Genomic DNA, 16,567 nt, shown 5'->3' on the forward strand with positions numbered 1-16,567 from the left:
CGGGCAAACCCAAGCCGGTGGTCAACGAGCACCGAGGGCTTTCCGCGCGGGTCGCATTCCTGCGCGAGCAGTTCGTGATTCATCCGAGCGATCGCGTGCTCCAGAGCGCAGCGGTGGCCTTCGACGGGGCGATCATCGACTGGATGATTTCGCTCTGCAACGGCGCCGCGTGCGTGCTACCGAGCAATGCCTACGGCCCGGTCGAGGGCATTGCGGAGTGCCTGGACAACCGGGGGGTCACCGTGTCGTTCATTCCCCCCGCGATGCTGCGGGTCCTGAACTGCCGCGCGCCCCATCTGCGCCATATCACCCTGGCCGGCGACACCACCTCGCCCGCGCTCGTCGCGCAGTGGGCGAAGGGCCGGAGAGTGCTCAACTCCTACGGCCCTACCGAGTTCAGCATCTTCGGCGCGCAAGCCTATTTCGACCCGGAACGCCCGGAGAATTTTTCGATCGGCCGACCGATTCACGGCGTGCACATCTACGTGCTCGATGGCGAAAAGCGGCAGGTCCCCATCGGAATGGCCGGTGAGATCCACCTCGCCGGGGTGGGCCTGGCGCGTGGTTATCTCAATCGTCCGGGCATGACCGCAGAGCGGTTCGTCCCGGATCCCTTCTCGAAGGAGCCCGGCGCCCGAATGTACTGCACCGGGGATCTCGCGCGCTGGAACGAGGACGGCGAGCTTCAGTTCTTGGGTCGCGCCGATCACCAGGTGAAGATTCGAGGCTTCCGCGTCGAGGTGGGTGAAATCGAGGCGGTGCTCTCCTCACACTCCGCCGTGGGGTCGTGCGTCGTCGTGGCGCGTGAAGACGCGCCGGGAGACAAACGCCTCGTCGCATACGTGGTGGCGAAGGACGGCGCTTGCACGGCAGGCGATCTGCGAGAGTGGATCCGCGCGAGATTGCCGGAATACATGACGCCGTCGGCGTTCGTGTTCCTCGACAAACTGCCGCTCTCCACGAACGGCAAGGTAGACCGCACGGCGCTGCCATCGCCCGAGGCGACGCGCGACGCGGCGGAAACCTCGTACGTGGCGCCGCGGACCGAGACGGAGCGCGCGCTCGTGACCATCTGGGAAGAGCTGCTCGAGGTGCGGCCCATCGGCGCGCACGACGACTTCTTCCTGCTCGGCGGCCACTCACTTTTGGCAGTGCGCCTCGTGTCCGCGGTGAAGGCGCGGCTCGGGCTCGGACTGAGCGTGGCCACGCTGTTTCAGCAATCGACGGTGGCCGCCCTGGCGGCGTCGCTGGACGGGATGGAGAAACAACCGGCGCCCGTGGCCGCGGTCTCCCCTTTGCCGCGCGGCACCGCCGATCCCGCGTACGCCGGCCTCTCGGGGACCGAGCGGCGAATGTGGTTCTTCGACAAACTATCCCCCGAGGCGCTGTCGTACCAGGTCCCGCAGACGTTCGTCATTCGAGGCGCGCTCTCGGAGCCGGCACTGCGCCAGAGCGTGACGTTGCTCGCGGAGCGCCACGAAATCCTGCGCACGACCTATCCCGAGGTCGACGGCCTGCCGAGACGCGTCGTGGCAAAGGGCGTATCGATTCCGGTGCGCGTGGATGACGTCTCGGCGCTGCCCCAAGCGGCGCGGGAAGCCGCCTTGCGCGCGCTCCTGGAAGCCGAGATCGGCGTTCGTTTCGACCTCGGTGCCGGGCCGCTGACACGCGTGCTCGTCGTGACCATGGCCGCCGAGCACCATGTCGTGCTCGTCCTCCAGCACCACATCATCACCGACGAATGGTCCAGCGGCGTCCTGCTCTCCGAACTCTCGCGCTTGTACGAGGCGTGCTGCCGCGGCGGGCCTGCGAATCTGCCGGCGCTTTCGTACCAGTTCGCCGACTATGCACGAGCCGAGCAGGATGCGCTCACAGGAGGCGGTTTCGAGACCTCACGAGCGTACTGGAAGGACAAACTTGCCGGCGTGCCGCGGCTCCAGCTGCCCATTCTCCGCCCTGCCTCGGAGGGCGGCCCTGGCCCTGAAGCGAGCGTGACGCTCTGCATTCCTCAGCATGCGAGCAGCGCGCTACAGGCGCTCGCACGTGACCATGGCTGCACGCCGTTCATGGCGTGGTATGCCGTCCTCACGGCGGTCCTTTCGCGCTACAGCGGCCAGAAGGACTTCGGGCTCGGCGCGGTGATCGCGAATCGCGAGGTGCCGGGCACGGCAAACCTCCTCGGCTTCTTCACGAACACGGTCGTGCTGCGGACCGACCTTTCGGGGAACCCGACGTTTGGCGAGCTGCTCTCGACTGCGAGGCGCACGTCCGTGGAGGTCCACGAGCATCAGGCATTGCCGTTCGACGTGGTGGTGCAGGACCAGGGGTTGTCCAGGCACGGCGATGAGAACCCGCTGTATGACGTGCTTCTCTTCGATGTGTCGGCGCCGCATACCGGGATCGCGGCGGGGTGGTCACCGCTCCTCGAAGCGATGTCCTCCAGTGTGACAACCGCGAAAAACGCGCTGGTGTTCGCCGTGGTCCGTGACGCGGAAGGGACCAGCGTCCACCTGGCCTATGACACGACACGCGTGGACGATGCTGCGGCAAAGCGGCTGGGCGAGCACCTCCGCACCCTGCTCCTCGACGTCGTGGCGCACCCTGACAAACCCCTGTCCGAGCTTGCCTTCCTGACCGAGGCGGAGCACGAGCAGCTCGCTGCCTGGAACGATACGGCGGCCGCGTATCCCGAGGGCAAGTGCATTCACGACCTCTTCGAGGAGCAGGCCGCACGAGCCCCCGACGCGGTGGCATTGGTATTCGCCGAGCAAGAGCTCACCTACCGGGAGCTCGACCAGCGCTCGAATCAGCTGGCCCACCACCTGCGCGCGCTCGGCGTGGGCTCGGAGGTGCTGGTGGGGCTATGCGTCGAGCGTTCGCTGGAGATGGTGGTGGGGCTGCTCGGCATCCTCAAGGCGGGCGGCGCGTACGTGCCGCTCGACCCCGGCTATCCGCGAGAGCGGCTGGCCTACATGCTGACGGACGCGCGGCCCGCGGTGCTGCTCACCCAGGGACGCCTCGAGGGCAAGCTTCCCGCGCACGCGTTTGTCACGGTACACCTCGATGCGAGCGCGCCCCCTTGGCAGGGTCAGCCGCTCACGGCTCCCGGCGCCCAGGTAGGGCCGGAGAACGCGGCTTACGTCATCTACACGTCGGGCTCGACGGGGAGGCCCAAAGGCGTCCAGGTTCTGCACGGCGCGCTGACGAACCTGCTCCACGATTTCGCCGAAAAGATGGAGGTCGGGCCCCGGGACGTGATGCTGGCCGTCACGTCGCTGTCCTTCGATATCGCCGGGCTGGAGCTGTTCATGCCCTTGCTCCGGGGAGCCTCGGTCCACCTCGCGTCGCAAGAAGACGCGAGCAATGGGGAAGCGCTGGTGAGAGCCCTGGAGCGCGCGACGATGATGCAGGCGACGCCTGCGACATGGCGCATGGTCATCGACGCAGGCTGGAAGGGCGGAAGGCCCCTGCAGGTGTTGTGCGGTGGAGAAGCGATGACGCCGGATCTCGCGGCCAAGCTCGCACGCCGGGCATCCTCGGTCAGAAACGTGTATGGGCCGACGGAGACCACGATCTGGTCTGCTCATCATCGCATCGACGCCGAGCAGAGCTACGTCCGGATCGGCCGAGGTATCGCCAATACGCAGCTCCACGTGGTCGACCGAAACCTGATGCAGGTCCCGGTGGGCATTCCTGGGGAGCTGTACATCGCGGGCGACGGGCTCGCGCGCGGCTATCTGGGGCGCCCCGGACTGACAGCGGAGCGGTTCGTCCCTGACCCGTTCTCGAATGTGCCCGGGGCGCGGATGTACCGCACGGGTGACCTCGCCCGATGGGACGCGAACGGAGAGCTGGAGTTCCTCGGGCGAATCGATCATCAGGTGAAGATCCGGGGTTTCCGCATCGAGCTCGGCGAAATCGAGGCGGTGCTGTCGTCCCATTCGGCGGTGCGAGCGTGCGCCGTGGTCGCATGGGAGTCCACGCCTGGCGACAAACGGCTGGTCGCGTACGTGGTGGCCGGAGAAGACGAATGCACGGAGAGCACGCTGCGCGAGCACCTTCAGGCCTCGCTGCCCGCATACATGGTCCCCTCTGTATTCGTGCGGCTGACGGCGCTGCCGCTGAATCCCAGCGGCAAGGTGGACCGCAAGGCGCTACCGGCACCGGAGATGACGCGTAGCGCGGCGGAGACCTCGTACGTGGCGCCGCGGACCGAGACGGAGCGCACGCTCGCCGAGCTATGGTCGCAGGTGCTGCAAGTCTCACCCGTCGGGATCCACGATAACTTCTTCCATCTCGGAGGGGACTCGATCCTCGCGATCCACGTGATAGGTCGCGCCAAACGAGCCGGCCTCCACGTGACCGTGCGCGACCTGTTCGCGCACCAGACGGTGGCGCAGTTCGCGCAGGCGGCGCGCAAAGAAAGCGCGGTCCTCGCGGAGCAGGGTGCCGTGACCGGGTCGGTCCCGCTGACGCCGATCCAGCATTGGTTCCTGGATGGAGATCCCGAGGATGCCCAGCATTTCAGTCCGGCAATGGTGTGGACGCCGCCGCCCGCGCTATTGCCGGAGATCGCCGCAGAGGCGCTGCGGATCCTCGCGGAGCAGCACGACGCATTGCGGCTCCGATATCGTCGTACCGACGCCGGGTGGGTGCAGGAGCACGAAGAGGGGGCGACCCTCGTGCTCGAGCGGGTGGATCTGTCGTCGCTCCGGCCCTCGGCCCGTGATGCCGCCGTGAAGAAGGCAGCGGAGGTCCTGCAACGGGGCATGAACCTGGCCAGCGGCCCGATCTTCCGCGCTGCGTGGCTGGATATGGGCGAAGGCGGGGCGCGGCTGCTCCTCGCCATGCACCACCTCGTCACGGACATCGTGTCATGGCGCATCGTGTGCGAGGACGTGGAGCGCACCTGCGACGCATTGATCGCTGGGCGGACGCCGGATCTCGGACCCAAGACGACATCCCTTCGCCAATGGTCCGAGCGATTGCACGCGTTTGTCGGGGGCGGCGGTCTGTCGGAGGAGCTCGGGTACTGGCAGGCGCAATGCGCCGGCGGCGTGACGCCGGGCGCGCGGGACCGCGACGGCGCGGTGGGGACCTTCGGCGATAGCCGCACCCTGGAGGTGGAGCTGTCAGCGGCAGAGACCCGTGCGCTCCTCCACGACGTGGGTTCGGCGGGTAAAACGGAGATCCATGCGGTCCTTTTGTCGGCGTTCGCAGAGGGATTGAGCGCGTCCTCCGGGACGGATACGGTCTGCGTGGCACTGCAGCATCATGGTCGCGAGCCCGTGGTGGAGGACGTCGACGTGTCCCGCACCGTGGGGTGGTTCTCGTCGCTGTTCCCGCTCTCGCTGCGCGTCCCTCCGGGGGAAGATCCCGCTCTGCTGCTGAATGGCGTGAAGGAGCAGCTCCGGTCGGTGCCAGGGCGGGGCGTGGGATACGGCTGGCTGCGGTATGCGCACCCGGACGAGGCCGTGCGCGCGTCGCTCACCGTGCCAATGCCGGTGCTGTTCAACTATCTCGGGCAGCATGAGGCAGGCTCGACCTGGGAATTCGCGGGGACGGAGCACACGAGCGCGAGCCCGAACATGGCCTTGTTTCATGAGCTCGCATTGAGTGGCATCGTGATGCACGGGCGACTGCGGCTCACGTGGGGCTACAGCCTCGCGATGTACGAAAAATCGACGATAGAGAGGATCGCGGAAAAGGTCCTCTCTTCGCTGCGACGCCTCATCGCGCACTGCACCTCACGCTCGATCGCGGGGCAGCAATGTACGTCCTAGAGCTTCTCCTCGAGGAGGCGAAGGGGGAGCGGGCTGCCATCCTGGCCGTCGCAACGATGGGGGGTATCGCGAACGCGCTCCTCCTCGTCGGCGCCAATGTCCTCGCCGGGTCCCCGGAGCAGGCGGACCTGCGGGCGCTTTTCCTGTTCGGGTCGACGATGGCCCTCTATATCCTCGGCGCTCGAGCGACGTACCACCGGACGACGTCCCTCGTCGAGGCTGTGCTCCACCGCATCAGGACGAGAATCGTCTCGAAAATCGAGCGAACCGAGCTCGAGGGGCTCGAGCGCATCGGGACCGCAGAGATCTTCGATCGCGTCACGGAGAACATGTCCGTCGTGTCGGAGCAAGGGTGGGTGCTCGGGAGCTTCCTGCAGGCGCTCTTCGTCCTCGTGTTCGGGCTCGTTTACATTGCGTGGATCTCGCCGCCCGCCTTCGCGCTGATCGCGCTCATGTTGGTGTTCGGGTTCTTCATCGTTCAATACAGATTCGAAGAGGTCGTCGATGTGCTGCGCCAGATGGGGCAGCTACGGCTCGAGCTCTTCGATAGGGTCATGGATCTGCTGAAGGGCTTCAAAGAAGCCAAGTTCAGCCGCCGGCGCGGGCGTGAGATCCACGACGATATCGTGGGGATGGCCGAGTCCCTCCGCACCGGCGCCGTGAGGACGGCCGAGGGGCTCAGCGGCGTCTTGGTCATGCCCAACTGCGTCCTGTACATCCTGCTGGGGGCGGTCATCTTCACCATGCCCAGGTACGTCGACGTGGATACCGAGACCATGGCCAGCCTGGTCACGTGCACCGCGTTCGTGTGGGGCCCCTTCACCAGCGTGGCCGGAGGACTCAACGCAGTGTTTCGCTCCAGCGTCGCATTCGAACAGATCCGGGCGCTGGAGGAGAAGCTCGATGAGGCCGTTCAGCGAGCGGCCGTCCAGAAGACCGAGGATCCGTGGAACGGTCGCATCGGCACCCTCTCGACGCGCGATATCGTGTACGAGTATCCCGCAGGCAACGGAGACAGGAGCTTCCGCGTCGGCCCCCTGAGCCTCGACATCGAGCCGGGCGAGGTCGTTTTCCTCGTCGGTGGGAACGGGAGCGGCAAATCGACGCTGCTCAAGGTGCTCACGGGGCTCTACCCGCGGAGCGGCGGAGAGCTGCGCGTCGGCGGTGTCCTCGTCCAGCCGGAGAACGTGGCCGCGTACCGAGAGATGATTTCGGCAATCTATTCGGACTTCCACCTCTTCTCCAAGCTCTATGGCATGCTCGACGCGGAGCCGGAGGCGGTGCGCGCGCTGCTCGCGCAGATGGGCCTCGAGGGGAAGACCTCTTTCGAGAAGCAGCAATTTACCCGGCGCAATCTGTCGACCGGCCAGCGCAGGCGCATGGCCACGATCATGACACTCCTCGAAGATCGCCCCGTTTACGTATTCGACGAGTGGGCCGCCGATCAGGACCCTGGATTCCGCAGGTACTTCTACGAGGAGCTCGTGCCCGCGCTGAAGGGCCGGGGCAAGACGGTCATCGCCGTCACCCACGATGATCGCTACTTTCATTGCGCGGACCGCGTCATCAAGCTGAGCTACGGGAAGGTCCAGGCGACCCCCCGAATGGATGCGCCTTGACGATCGTCGATCTCATCACCCAGGAGGCGGGTGGCGAGCGCCGTCGCATTCTCATGGCGGCGTGCGTGGCGGGCGCCACGAGCATGTTCGTGCTCATCGGGGCGAACGTCGTCGCCGGCGCGCCGGAGCTTTCGGGGCTGCCTGCGGCCGGCCTCTTCGCGCTCGTCGTCGCCGGCCATTATCTCAGCGCCAAGTACGTGTACTACCGGACGGCCACGGTCGTGGAATCGGCGCTGCACCGGATCAAGATCAGGATCGTCGACAAGCTCGAAAAGGCGGACATCCAGGGCGTCGAGCGCATCGGCACCGCAGAGATCCACGACGGGATCACCGAAAACCTGAGCGTCGTGTCCAACTACGGGCCGCTGATATCGGCCTTCTTGCAAGCGGCCCTCATCCTTGCATTCGCGGTGCTGTACGTCGCCTGGCTCTCCTTGCCGACCTTCATCGCCATCACGTTCTTGCTCACCATCGGCTACTCGACGTACCGAGACAGGGCCAAGGAGCTCGAGCGCTATCTGCAGCGCCTCGGGGACGCACGCGTCGCGTTCTTCGATCGGCTCACGGACCTCTTGAAGGGCTTCAAGGAGGTCAAGCTCAGCCGCCGGCGCGGCCGCGACATCCGCACCGACATCGAGCGGTCATCGGAGGCGTTGCAGGGCTTCAACCTGAAGTCCGGCGAGATGAACGGCGACAATTTCATCTTCGCCAGCAGCAACCTCTATGCGCTGCTCGGCGTCATCGTCATCGTCATTCCGCAGCACATCGACGTGGACTCCTCGACGCTGATCGGTATCGTCGCGGCCATCCTGTTCCTCTGGGGGCCCATGACCGTGCTGATCACGGGGGCGCCCGCATACATCCGCTCGAATGTGGCGCTGGACAGGGCGCGGACGCTGGAGGAAAAGCTCGACAAGGCCATCCAGGAGACACGAATCGCGCTGGACGTCGAGGACGCGTGGCAAGGCGGATTCGGCGCGATCGCTGGGCGCGGCATCGAATTCGAATACGTCTCCGATGACAGCGACGGCGCGTTCCGCATCGGCCCCCTCGACGTCGACATCGCGGAAGGCGAGATCGTGTTCATCGTCGGCGGAAACGGGAGCGGCAAGTCGACGGCCCTCAAGGTGCTCACGGGGCTGTATCCGCCGACGGGCGGTGAGCTCCTGGTCGGCGGGATACGTGTCGATTCCGGCAACGTGGCCGCATATCGCGAGAAAATCTCGGCCATCTACTCGGACTTCCACCTGTTCGCCAAGCTCTATGGGCTGCTCGACGTCGACCCGGCGGCCGTGCATCGGCTCATCGCGCAGATGGATCTCAAGCAGAAGACGTCGTTCGAGAACCAGGGTTTCACGAACCGCAATCTCTCCACCGGACAGCGCAAACGCCTGGCCATGATCGTGGCGCTCCTCGAGGACCGGCCCATCTGTGTGTTCGACGAATGGGCCGCAGATCAGGACCCCGAGTTCCGCGCCTACTTCTACGAAGAGCTTTTGCCGGCAATGAAGCAGCGAGGGAAGACGGTCATTGCAGTCACCCACGACGACCGATTCTTCCACTGTGCGGATCGAGTGATCACCATGGAGTATGGCCGTATTCGGTCTGTGGAACGCGCATGAACCCGAGCATCGAGACATTGGCCCATGAGCCTGTATTGATCAGCGCAAACCAGCTCGTCGAGCAGAGCGCCGGTCTGCCGGCGGCTGCCCGCGCGCAGCTGCTCGAGGTGCTGGCCTGGCTCCAGACCTCCATCGCCAAACCGGATCCGCAGATCGGTCGCAAGGGCCACGTGTGTCCCTTCGTCGGGCCTGCCCTGACCCGCTTTCGGTCCATCCGTTTTCATGTGTACCAGGGCGAGCTCCGCCCGGCCGCCGTGGAGCCGGTGCTGCGCGCGCTTGCGGCGCGCTTTCCGACGCTGCCGCCCGCCACCGAGGTCGGCCGCGAGTTCCGCGCCATCCTGACCTTGTTTCCGGGCCTGCCCCACGACGGGGGGCCGCTGCTGATCGACCCCGTGCACGAGGCGCTGAAGCCCGAGATCACGGCCCAGGGGTTGATGATAGGCCAATTCTACCCCGGCTGCCTCGAGCCCGGCTTGCACAATCCCGATTACCGCCCCCTCGAGGCACCGCACCCGATGCTGGTGATTCGCTCGATGCAGCTCACCGATCTGATGTTCTTGTTCTCGCGCCCGGAGTGCCTGCGCGCGTACGTCCGGAAGTTCGGCGTCTCCTCCCGCGACGAGCTCATGGCGCGCGTCGCAGCCGCCGACATCCCCAAGATGCCGACGCTCTGGGAAGCGGTCGTGGACGCCGCGTTTCCACCCGAGGCGAACGTCGATTGATGGAGGACCTCGTGGCCCCGACGCGAAAACAAGACGAACCTCGCTCGAAAAAAACGACACTCGGGCTCACCATTCGCGACATCGTGATCTCCTCGGGGCTGTTCGCCCTCTTCGCAACATTCTTCGCGCGAGGTGGCAGGCTCGTGCCCGACCTTCCAAAGCCCTCACGGCTCGTGGACATGAAGATCGTGACCGAGGCCTCGAGCGAGACTTGTGGCTCGGCGCCGCACGACGGACACCCCGTCATCGTCGAGATGCTGTACAGCAGTGACAAACAGGCGTGGATCGACGAGGCAGCGACTCGGTTCGCGAAGATATGTCCGAAAATCCAGATCAAGGCGATTGCGGCGGGCGGTATCGAGGGAGCCGACTCCATCCTGAAGGGGGAGGTAAAACCGACGCTCTGGTCGCCCGCGGACGATCTCGTCCTTCGTTACCTCGATGGGCGCTGGAAGGAGAGCCGCGGCCGATCACCGTTCGACATCACGAAGCAGGTTTCTCTCGCCCGATCCCCGCTCGTGATCTTGATATGGGAAGATCGGCTCGAGGTCCTCGAAGCCATCCTCGAGAAAAGCAAGAGTGGCGAGGGGCTGTGGGTGGACGCGATGTGCCCGGGGGTGCCGCGGGACCCGCAGGATCTCGAGGAGATGGCCCTCGAGCACATGGTGCCAGGGACGTGGAGCGATTGGTACGGCTCGGTCGTCCCGGCCGCGCTCCCGCCACAGCCGGCGCCCGCGGCTCGGCGGGTCGACAAGAAACCCCAACGAGCCTATATCGCGCCGTTTCCGACGGCGGACGAAATGAAGCGGTGGGGAAGGGCGAAGTTCGAGCACCCGTCGCCGACGCGCTCGGCGGAGGGGCTCGCGGCGCTTTACCTCATGGCCTACGATTACGCATTGCCTCCGAACGACAGGCCGACCGCGCTCAAGGAGCGGATCAAGGAGGCGCTCGGACAACCCGCCAAAGAGGGCGTGGTCGTGCGTGGCGACCTTGCCGAGCCGGATTTCGCTCGCTCGTTCCAGGAGCGGCGGGAGGCTTTCGAGCGCTGGCTCAAGCGATGCGAAGCGGGCGCGCCGGCCCCCACCCCGTCGGCGCCCCTCTTGACCGACGCCATCTTCGACCTCGGCGCGAGCCGATATGACGCCGTGGTGACGCAGGAGCAGCTCGTTTTCACGATTCTTCAGCAATTCGACAACCATGCGGACGTGATGGCAGAGCTGCGCGTCGTGTACCCGCAGCCGACGCTCGTGAACGAACATCCCGTGGTCATCTTCGACGACGGGACGCTCACCGCCGAGCAACGCACGGCTGCCGAGAAGTGGATCGGCTTCCTTCGTGGCCCGGAGATGCAGAAGCTGGCCGTCAAGCGGGGTCTTCGGCCGGCGACCCCCGAGTTGAAGCTCCGGAGCATCGAGGACTCCGAGAATCCTTTCTTCAGATTCCGACGTTATGGCGTGGAGATCGACGCGCCGTTCGTCGAAGCGCCGCGCCTCGACGGCAAATTCGTGAACGAGCTCGTTCGCGCCTGGCGGGACGCGACGGGGAGACACTGACCCGCCCATCGTTGCAGCTTGCGAACGGAGGAGAATCATGGCGACTGAAACCACGCAATCCAATCAGCCGACGGAGAAGAAGACGGACGAGCCTCGAATCGAGGTGAAAGAGGAGGCGACGAGCGCCCCCGAGGTCGAGCCGAAGGCAGAAGCCAAGGCCGGGCCGAGCGCCGCGCCGAAGACCGAGGAGAAGGCCCGGAGCAACGCCGCGCCGAAGTCCCCGGAGCCCGTTTCGCGCGTGGGCCGCGCGGATGCCGTCATTCGGCGAAACGTGCTTTGGGTGCTCGGCGCCGGGCTCGTTCCCGTGCCTATCGTCGACATCGTCGCGGTCACGGGCATCCAGGTGAAAATGCTCGCCGAGCTCTCGGAGCTTTATGAGCTCAGTTTCCGGGAGGACATCGCCAAGAAGCTCATCGGCTCGCTCTTCTCGGGAGTCCTCGGCGTCGGCGCCGGCGCCGTGCTCGGTGCCAGCCTGGGGAAGCTCATTCCGTTCGTGGGCACCGCGTTCGGCTTCGTGACGGTCCCCGTCATCTCGGCCGCGTTCACCCGGGCGCTGGGCAAGGTCTTCGTCATGCATTTCGAGACAGGCGGTACGCTGCTCGATTTCGACCCGCACAAGGTGCGCAGCTACTTCAAGCAGGAGTTCGAGAACGCCAAGGAGTACGTCGCGGACGTGCAGAAGTCCCAAGAGGACGCCAAGACGACCAAGCCGTCCTGACCAGCCCTTGATGAGAGCCGCCAATGAGCAAACCGGAAGCGGATGAAGAGATGCAAAATGGATCTTCGAGTGGCGACGCGAAGAAGCCACCCTTCCGGGAGCGGCTCGCGAAGTGGCTCCGGAAGGCACGATTCACCCTCTATACGACGCTGGTCGTCCTCCTGTTCGTGGTCGGCTTCCTCTGGCCGCGGATCTTCATCCGCGTGCCGGCGGGGAGCAGCGCCGTCATGTATCGTTTTTTCCTCGGTGGGACGGTGACGAATCGTTTCTGGGGCGAGGGGCTCAACGTGATCCCCCCCTGGGACGAGCTCACCGTCTACGAGACGCGAATGCAGCAGCAAAAGCTGAAATTCGACGTGCTCAGCGAGGAGGGGCTCAACCTCCCGGTGGAGGTCTCCGTACGATACCAACCGAACATGGAGATGCTCGGTTATCTACACCAGGACATCGGCGTCGATTACTTCGAGCGCTTGATCCGACCCGAGGTCGAGTCCCACGTCCGGCGCACCTTCGGCAGCCGGACGGCGCACGAGATCTACACGAGCGTGCGTGACCTCCTCCAGGAGGTCGGCAAGGTATCGGCGCTCGGGCGCCTCGATGAAAGTGGTAATGCGCGTCCCTACGTGCAGCTCTACGAGCTCAAGCTCATCGATATCGAGCTGCCCGAGATCGTCCAGAGCGCGATCGCGGACAAGTACAAGCAAGAGCAGCTCATGCTCGAGTATCGCTTCAGGCTGGAGAAGGAAGAGAAAGAGGCCGAGCGGAGGCGCACGGAGGCGGCAGGGATCCGCGATTACAACCTCATCGCGACCAAGGTTTCTCCGGACATCCTCAAGTGGCGCAGCATCGAGGCGTCGCTGGAGCTCGCGAAGTCGCAGATCGAGCTCGCGAAATCGCAGAACTCGAAGGTGGTCGTGCTCGGCGGCGGGCCGGGCACGCAGATGCTCATGAATGTCGATGGGGCCACGGTCGCTCCCCCGGCGGCGGCCGCGGTCGAAAAAAGCACGGAGGTAAAGAAGGATCAGGGAACCGGTACGTCCGCGGCCGATGCGGCATCTGCGCAGGCTTCGAGCCAGCAGGGGGCACAGGGGAACGGGCAGTGACGACGTGGGACGCGCTCCCGCCGCTGCTCCCCGCGTACAGTTCCGGGCGGAACGTGGCCGTTTTTTGGTCCGCATTGGCCTGACGGCCCATTCCGAAGGAGCCCGACTCTCGTGCGACGCAGCGTATGGCGTAGCCTTGCCATTCGAGGTTCACCATGCGGCCGAGGGAGGGGATGACGATGCGTGCAGGGAGCGCGGCCCGCGTGCTCGTGGCCATGTTTCCGCTGATATTCTTGTCCGCGTGCCAGGCGGGGCGGGTCTCCCCCGCGAAGGACGCGCAAACGCCGCCGCCCACGGAACATGTCCGTAGCGCGCGGCCATGCCCGCTCCCCTCCGGCGACCCGCTCTGCCCCCTGAACAGCGCCTTCCGCGACGCTTACACCGAGCGCCGCGCCGCCATGCTCGCGGCCTCCGGACCAGTGCTCGTGCAATACGGCGATACGCTCGTCCTCCTGCATCGTGGCGAGCGGCTCGAGCGGCCGGCCACGAATGAGCGTTATCACGAGCTCAAGACCCTCGCGCACGTTCCCTTTGCCCTCTATTTGCTGCTTTCTGGAGCTGATGGCCCGATCGACGAGGCGCAGCTCGGCAAGCTCGTCTCCTACGAAGCCCTCCTCAGGGCGGCGCTCTCCACGATCGACGCGAGGTTTTCCGACGTGGCCCAGCGCGAGCGCCAGCGGCGCATCCTGACCCGCTCGCTCTCGCTCATCGATCAAACCACCCGCGAGAAGCGCCTGACGCCGAGCACGCTCGGCGCGTTCGTTCGCTCGCAGCGCGCCGACGTCCTGGAGAACATAAGGGAGGCCGCCTACCAGAATGTAATGACCCTCCACGCGCAGGTGACGGCGTGGGCCGTGCGCATGACGCCCGAGGAGCGCGCGCGGCTGCGGGTGGTGATCGGGACGGCGCACATGGCACGCCCCGGCAATCTGTCGATCCAATATTTCGCGGCATGGCTCGGTGAGCCCGTCGCCGGTCGCGCCGCCGACGAGCGCATCGTCGACGGGGCGCGTATCATCGTGGCCGAGAACATTTTCGATACGGACCGCTCGATCGCGCTCGTCGGGACGCACATCGTCGATCGAACCGCCGCCGCGGCATTCTTCGACGACCCCTTGCGCCTCGATAGGGACGTCCTATCGGATGCGGCCGAGGAGGCCATTCGCGCGCTCTTCGGCGGCTCACCTACGAAGTGAACGCGGATGCGTGTTCCGCCGCCCACTGCGCGAACGTCCGCGCCGGTCGCCCGGTCACCTGCTCGACCGTGGGCGTGACCGTGTATCCGATTTCCGGCGTATTACCATAAATGTACACGAAAAACTCGATGGCCTCGGGCGAAAACCCCATCCCCTGCCACCGCTCGCGTGCTTGCTGCTCCGTCAACGCGACGAGCTTGATCTCGCGCTTGGCTGCAGCGGCGAGGATATCGACCATCTGACGCAGGCTGAGCACTTCCGGCCCCGTGATGGTGTACGTCTTGCCTGCGTGGCCATCCTGCGTCAATGCTGCCACGGCGACGGCCGCGATATCGGCCTCATGGACGACCGCGCTCAGCCGGTCGGGAAACGGCTCGCGCACGAGCCCCTCGCTGCGAATCGACGCCGCCCATTCGAGGTGGTTCGACATGAACTCCACCGGCTGCAGAAAGGTCCAATCGACGCTCCCGGCGGCGACCGCCTCATCGAGCGGCGCGGGCGCGCCGCCGAGCAGCACCGAGATCCGTCGCACCCCGGCCCGTTCGGCGAGCGCGACGAGCCGTGCCCCGGTCTCGAGCGGCGCGGAATCGTCGCCGCCGAAGTTGATCAAGTGCACGGCCTCGATGCCCTCGAAGGCTTCCGCGAATGTGTCCGGCGCGGTCAGGTCGCCGGCCACGGCGTGGACGCCGGCGGGGAAATGGGCTCGCGCGGGATTGCGGGACAGCGCGCGGACGTGGTGACCGCCCTCGACGAGCTGCTTGACGATCTCGCGGCCGACGGTGCCGGTCGCGCCTGTGACCAAGATTTTCATTGATTCCTCAAATGGGGGTGAAGGGCGCCTCGTGGGCGCCTTGGGGTTGACACCGAAGAACCTGCACCACCCCTGCTGACAACGGATGGCAGGAGCAAACCACACGCGAGCGCATTTCCCTCGATGGGGCGGCGCAGGCTAGCCGCGCTCGCGCTCCCAGGCCTGGAACCATTCGAGGGCCAGCACGCGGCGTGCCTTGCCGTAGGGTCGCTCGGTGAGGGCGAGGCTCACGATCCGATCGGTGCGGAAATGCCGGAACGACGCGCGCAAGCAGCACCATGCCCCGACGATCTGCTTGCCCTCGTAGTACGCGAGCTGCACCGGCCAGATCTCGCGCTCGGTGATGCGATTGGACTCGTCCTCATAGCGTAGCGCGAGCGCACGCTCCTTCCGCATTGCCTGCCGTACGAGGCCGAGCGCGGGCACCGGGACCGCATTGGCCCCGTCGAGCACGACCGGCCAAAGTCTCGTGTCGTCCATGTTCTCGCGTAGCTCCCGGGGCGAGACGGTCGCAATCTTGGCGAGCGCGTTCTTCGCGGCGCAGGCAAGACTCTCGTCGACCTGCGCGCCGACCCAGCGCGCGCCGAGGACGAGCGCCTCGAGCTCCTCCGCGGTGAACATCAGCGGCGGCAGGAAGAAGCCGGGCCGCAGCACGTAGCCGACGCCCGCTTCGCCTTCGATCGGCGCGCCAAGTCCGATCAGCGTCTGCACGTCCCGATAAAGGGTGCGTACAGAGACCCCCTGCTCGGCCGCGAGCTCGGCCGCGGTGACCGGGCGTCGATGGCGTCGGAGCGCGTCGATGATTGCGAAGAGGCGTTCGGTCCTACCCATCGACCACGACGATCGCAGGACGAACGGCCGGCGTCGAGCCCGTTGTGTACCGGCGGCGCGGACCGTGGCCATTGCCCGCTCGCCCTGTCTCGTTGTACCGTCCGGATCAGCGCGCCGGCAGGACGACCCTCCTCGTCACCACAGAAAGCAAAACCGCATGATTACCCAGGTGAAGTTCGTCAGCATCCCGGTGAAGGATCAGCAGCGGGCGCTCGAGTTTTACACGCAGAAGCTCGGCTTCCAGGTGAAGACCGACCAGCCCATGGGCCCGGGGCAGCGGTGGATCGAGCTGTCCATCCCGGGGGCGCAGACCGGCGTGGTGCTCTTCACGCCGCCGGGACAGGAGTCGCGGATCGGCACCTTCTTCAATGGCTCGTTCGCCACCGCCGACGTGGAAAAGACCTACGAGGAGCTGAAGGCGCGCGGGGTGGAGTTCGTCCAGCCGCCAAAGAAGGAGTCGTGGGGCACGAGCGCGATCTTCAAGGACCCGGACGGCAACCAGTTCGTCCTCTCGTCTTTGGGCTGACGCACGAGCCGGGCGAGCCAGGCACGGCGCTCCGGCGCGGGCCGGATGGCACTCGCGGGATGAAATGGCGGGCCGTAGGTTCC

11 protein-coding genes are annotated in these 16,567 nt (G+C 66.0%); 9 read left to right on the forward strand and 2 right to left on the reverse strand.

What is annotated here, in order from left to right; all coding sequences use genetic code 11:
- From QHF83_RS38415 to QHF83_RS38450, 8 genes are all read left to right on the forward strand, one after another.
- The coding region (locus QHF83_RS38415) for a non-ribosomal peptide synthetase (protein WP_282423036.1) at positions 1-5,783 on the forward strand (5,783 nt) is incomplete at its 5' end.
- Positions 5,771-7,402, forward strand: a complete 1,632-nt coding sequence (locus QHF83_RS38420) for a cyclic peptide export ABC transporter (protein WP_282423037.1) — start codon at positions 5,771-5,773, stop codon at positions 7,400-7,402. The genes QHF83_RS38415 and QHF83_RS38420, both read left to right, overlap by 13 nt.
- Entirely contained in the window at positions 7,399-9,024 is a 1,626-nt protein-coding gene (locus QHF83_RS38425) for a cyclic peptide export ABC transporter (protein WP_282423038.1), read from the forward strand. Before QHF83_RS38420 ends, QHF83_RS38425 begins: the two co-directional genes overlap by 4 nt.
- The gene (locus QHF83_RS38430) at positions 9,021-9,746 is read left to right on the forward strand and encodes a DUF6875 domain-containing protein (RefSeq protein ID WP_282423039.1); all 726 of its coding nucleotides are present in this window, start codon (positions 9,021-9,023) and stop codon (positions 9,744-9,746) included. The genes QHF83_RS38425 and QHF83_RS38430 overlap by 4 nt, the downstream gene beginning before the upstream one ends.
- 11 nt (positions 9,747-9,757) lie before the next feature.
- A complete protein-coding gene (locus QHF83_RS38435; protein WP_282423040.1) occupies positions 9,758-11,299 on the forward strand; it encodes a substrate-binding domain-containing protein in 1,542 nt (513 codons plus the stop codon).
- 37 nt (positions 11,300-11,336) lie between these two features.
- Positions 11,337-12,017 carry a DUF697 domain-containing protein gene (locus QHF83_RS38440; protein ID WP_282423041.1) on the forward strand — a complete coding sequence of 227 codons (681 nt, stop codon included), beginning with the start codon at positions 11,337-11,339 and terminating at the stop codon, positions 12,015-12,017.
- Positions 12,018-12,040: 23 nt separating this feature from the next.
- Entirely contained in the window at positions 12,041-13,120 is a 1,080-nt protein-coding gene (locus QHF83_RS38445) for a prohibitin family protein (RefSeq protein ID WP_282423042.1), read from the forward strand.
- Between the two features lie 179 nt (positions 13,121-13,299).
- Positions 13,300-14,316 (forward strand): hypothetical protein, encoded by a 1,017-nt coding sequence (locus QHF83_RS38450; RefSeq protein WP_282423043.1) that lies wholly within the window; start codon positions 13,300-13,302, stop codon positions 14,314-14,316.
- On the opposite strand, the gene QHF83_RS38455 is transcribed toward QHF83_RS38450, so the two are convergent.
- Positions 14,306-15,127 carry an NAD(P)H-binding protein gene (locus QHF83_RS38455; protein WP_282423044.1) on the reverse strand — a complete coding sequence of 274 codons (822 nt, stop codon included), beginning with the start codon at positions 15,125-15,127 and terminating at the stop codon, positions 14,306-14,308. The genes QHF83_RS38450 and QHF83_RS38455 overlap by 11 nt on opposite strands.
- A gap of 138 nt (positions 15,128-15,265) precedes the next feature.
- A complete protein-coding gene (locus tag QHF83_RS38460; protein WP_282423045.1) occupies positions 15,266-15,958 on the reverse strand; it encodes a YafY family protein in 693 nt (230 codons plus the stop codon).
- A gap of 157 nt (positions 15,959-16,115) precedes the next feature.
- Between QHF83_RS38460 and QHF83_RS38465 the strand changes: the two genes are divergently transcribed.
- A complete protein-coding gene (locus tag QHF83_RS38465) occupies positions 16,116-16,484 on the forward strand; it encodes a VOC family protein (protein WP_282423046.1) in 369 nt (122 codons plus the stop codon).
- Positions 16,485-16,567 lie beyond the last annotated feature (83 nt).

It is taken from the genome of Polyangium sp. 15x6 (assembly GCF_029960785.1).
In the GTDB taxonomy this organism is placed as follows: Bacteria; Myxococcota_A; Polyangia; order Polyangiales; family Polyangiaceae; genus Polyangium.

Excerpts from the sequence above, each read along its gene's own strand:
- QHF83_RS38420 (WP_282423037.1), top strand. The coding sequence starts at position 5,771 with ATGTACGTCCTAGAGCTTCTCCTCGAGGAGGCGAAGGGGGAGCGGGCT.
- QHF83_RS38430 (WP_282423039.1), top strand. The coding sequence starts at position 9,021 with ATGAACCCGAGCATCGAGACATTGGCCCATGAGCCTGTATTGATCAGC.
- QHF83_RS38440 (WP_282423041.1), top strand. The coding sequence starts at position 11,337 with ATGGCGACTGAAACCACGCAATCCAATCAGCCGACGGAGAAGAAGACG.
- QHF83_RS38445 (WP_282423042.1), top strand. The coding sequence starts at position 12,041 with ATGAGCAAACCGGAAGCGGATGAAGAGATGCAAAATGGATCTTCGAGT.
- QHF83_RS38450 (WP_282423043.1), top strand. The coding sequence starts at position 13,300 with ATGCGTGCAGGGAGCGCGGCCCGCGTGCTCGTGGCCATGTTTCCGCTG.
- QHF83_RS38455 (WP_282423044.1), bottom strand. The coding sequence starts at position 15,127 with ATGAAAATCTTGGTCACAGGCGCGACCGGCACCGTCGGCCGCGAGATC.
- QHF83_RS38460 (WP_282423045.1), bottom strand. The coding sequence starts at position 15,958 with ATGGGTAGGACCGAACGCCTCTTCGCAATCATCGACGCGCTCCGACGC.
- QHF83_RS38465 (WP_282423046.1), top strand. The coding sequence starts at position 16,116 with ATGATTACCCAGGTGAAGTTCGTCAGCATCCCGGTGAAGGATCAGCAG.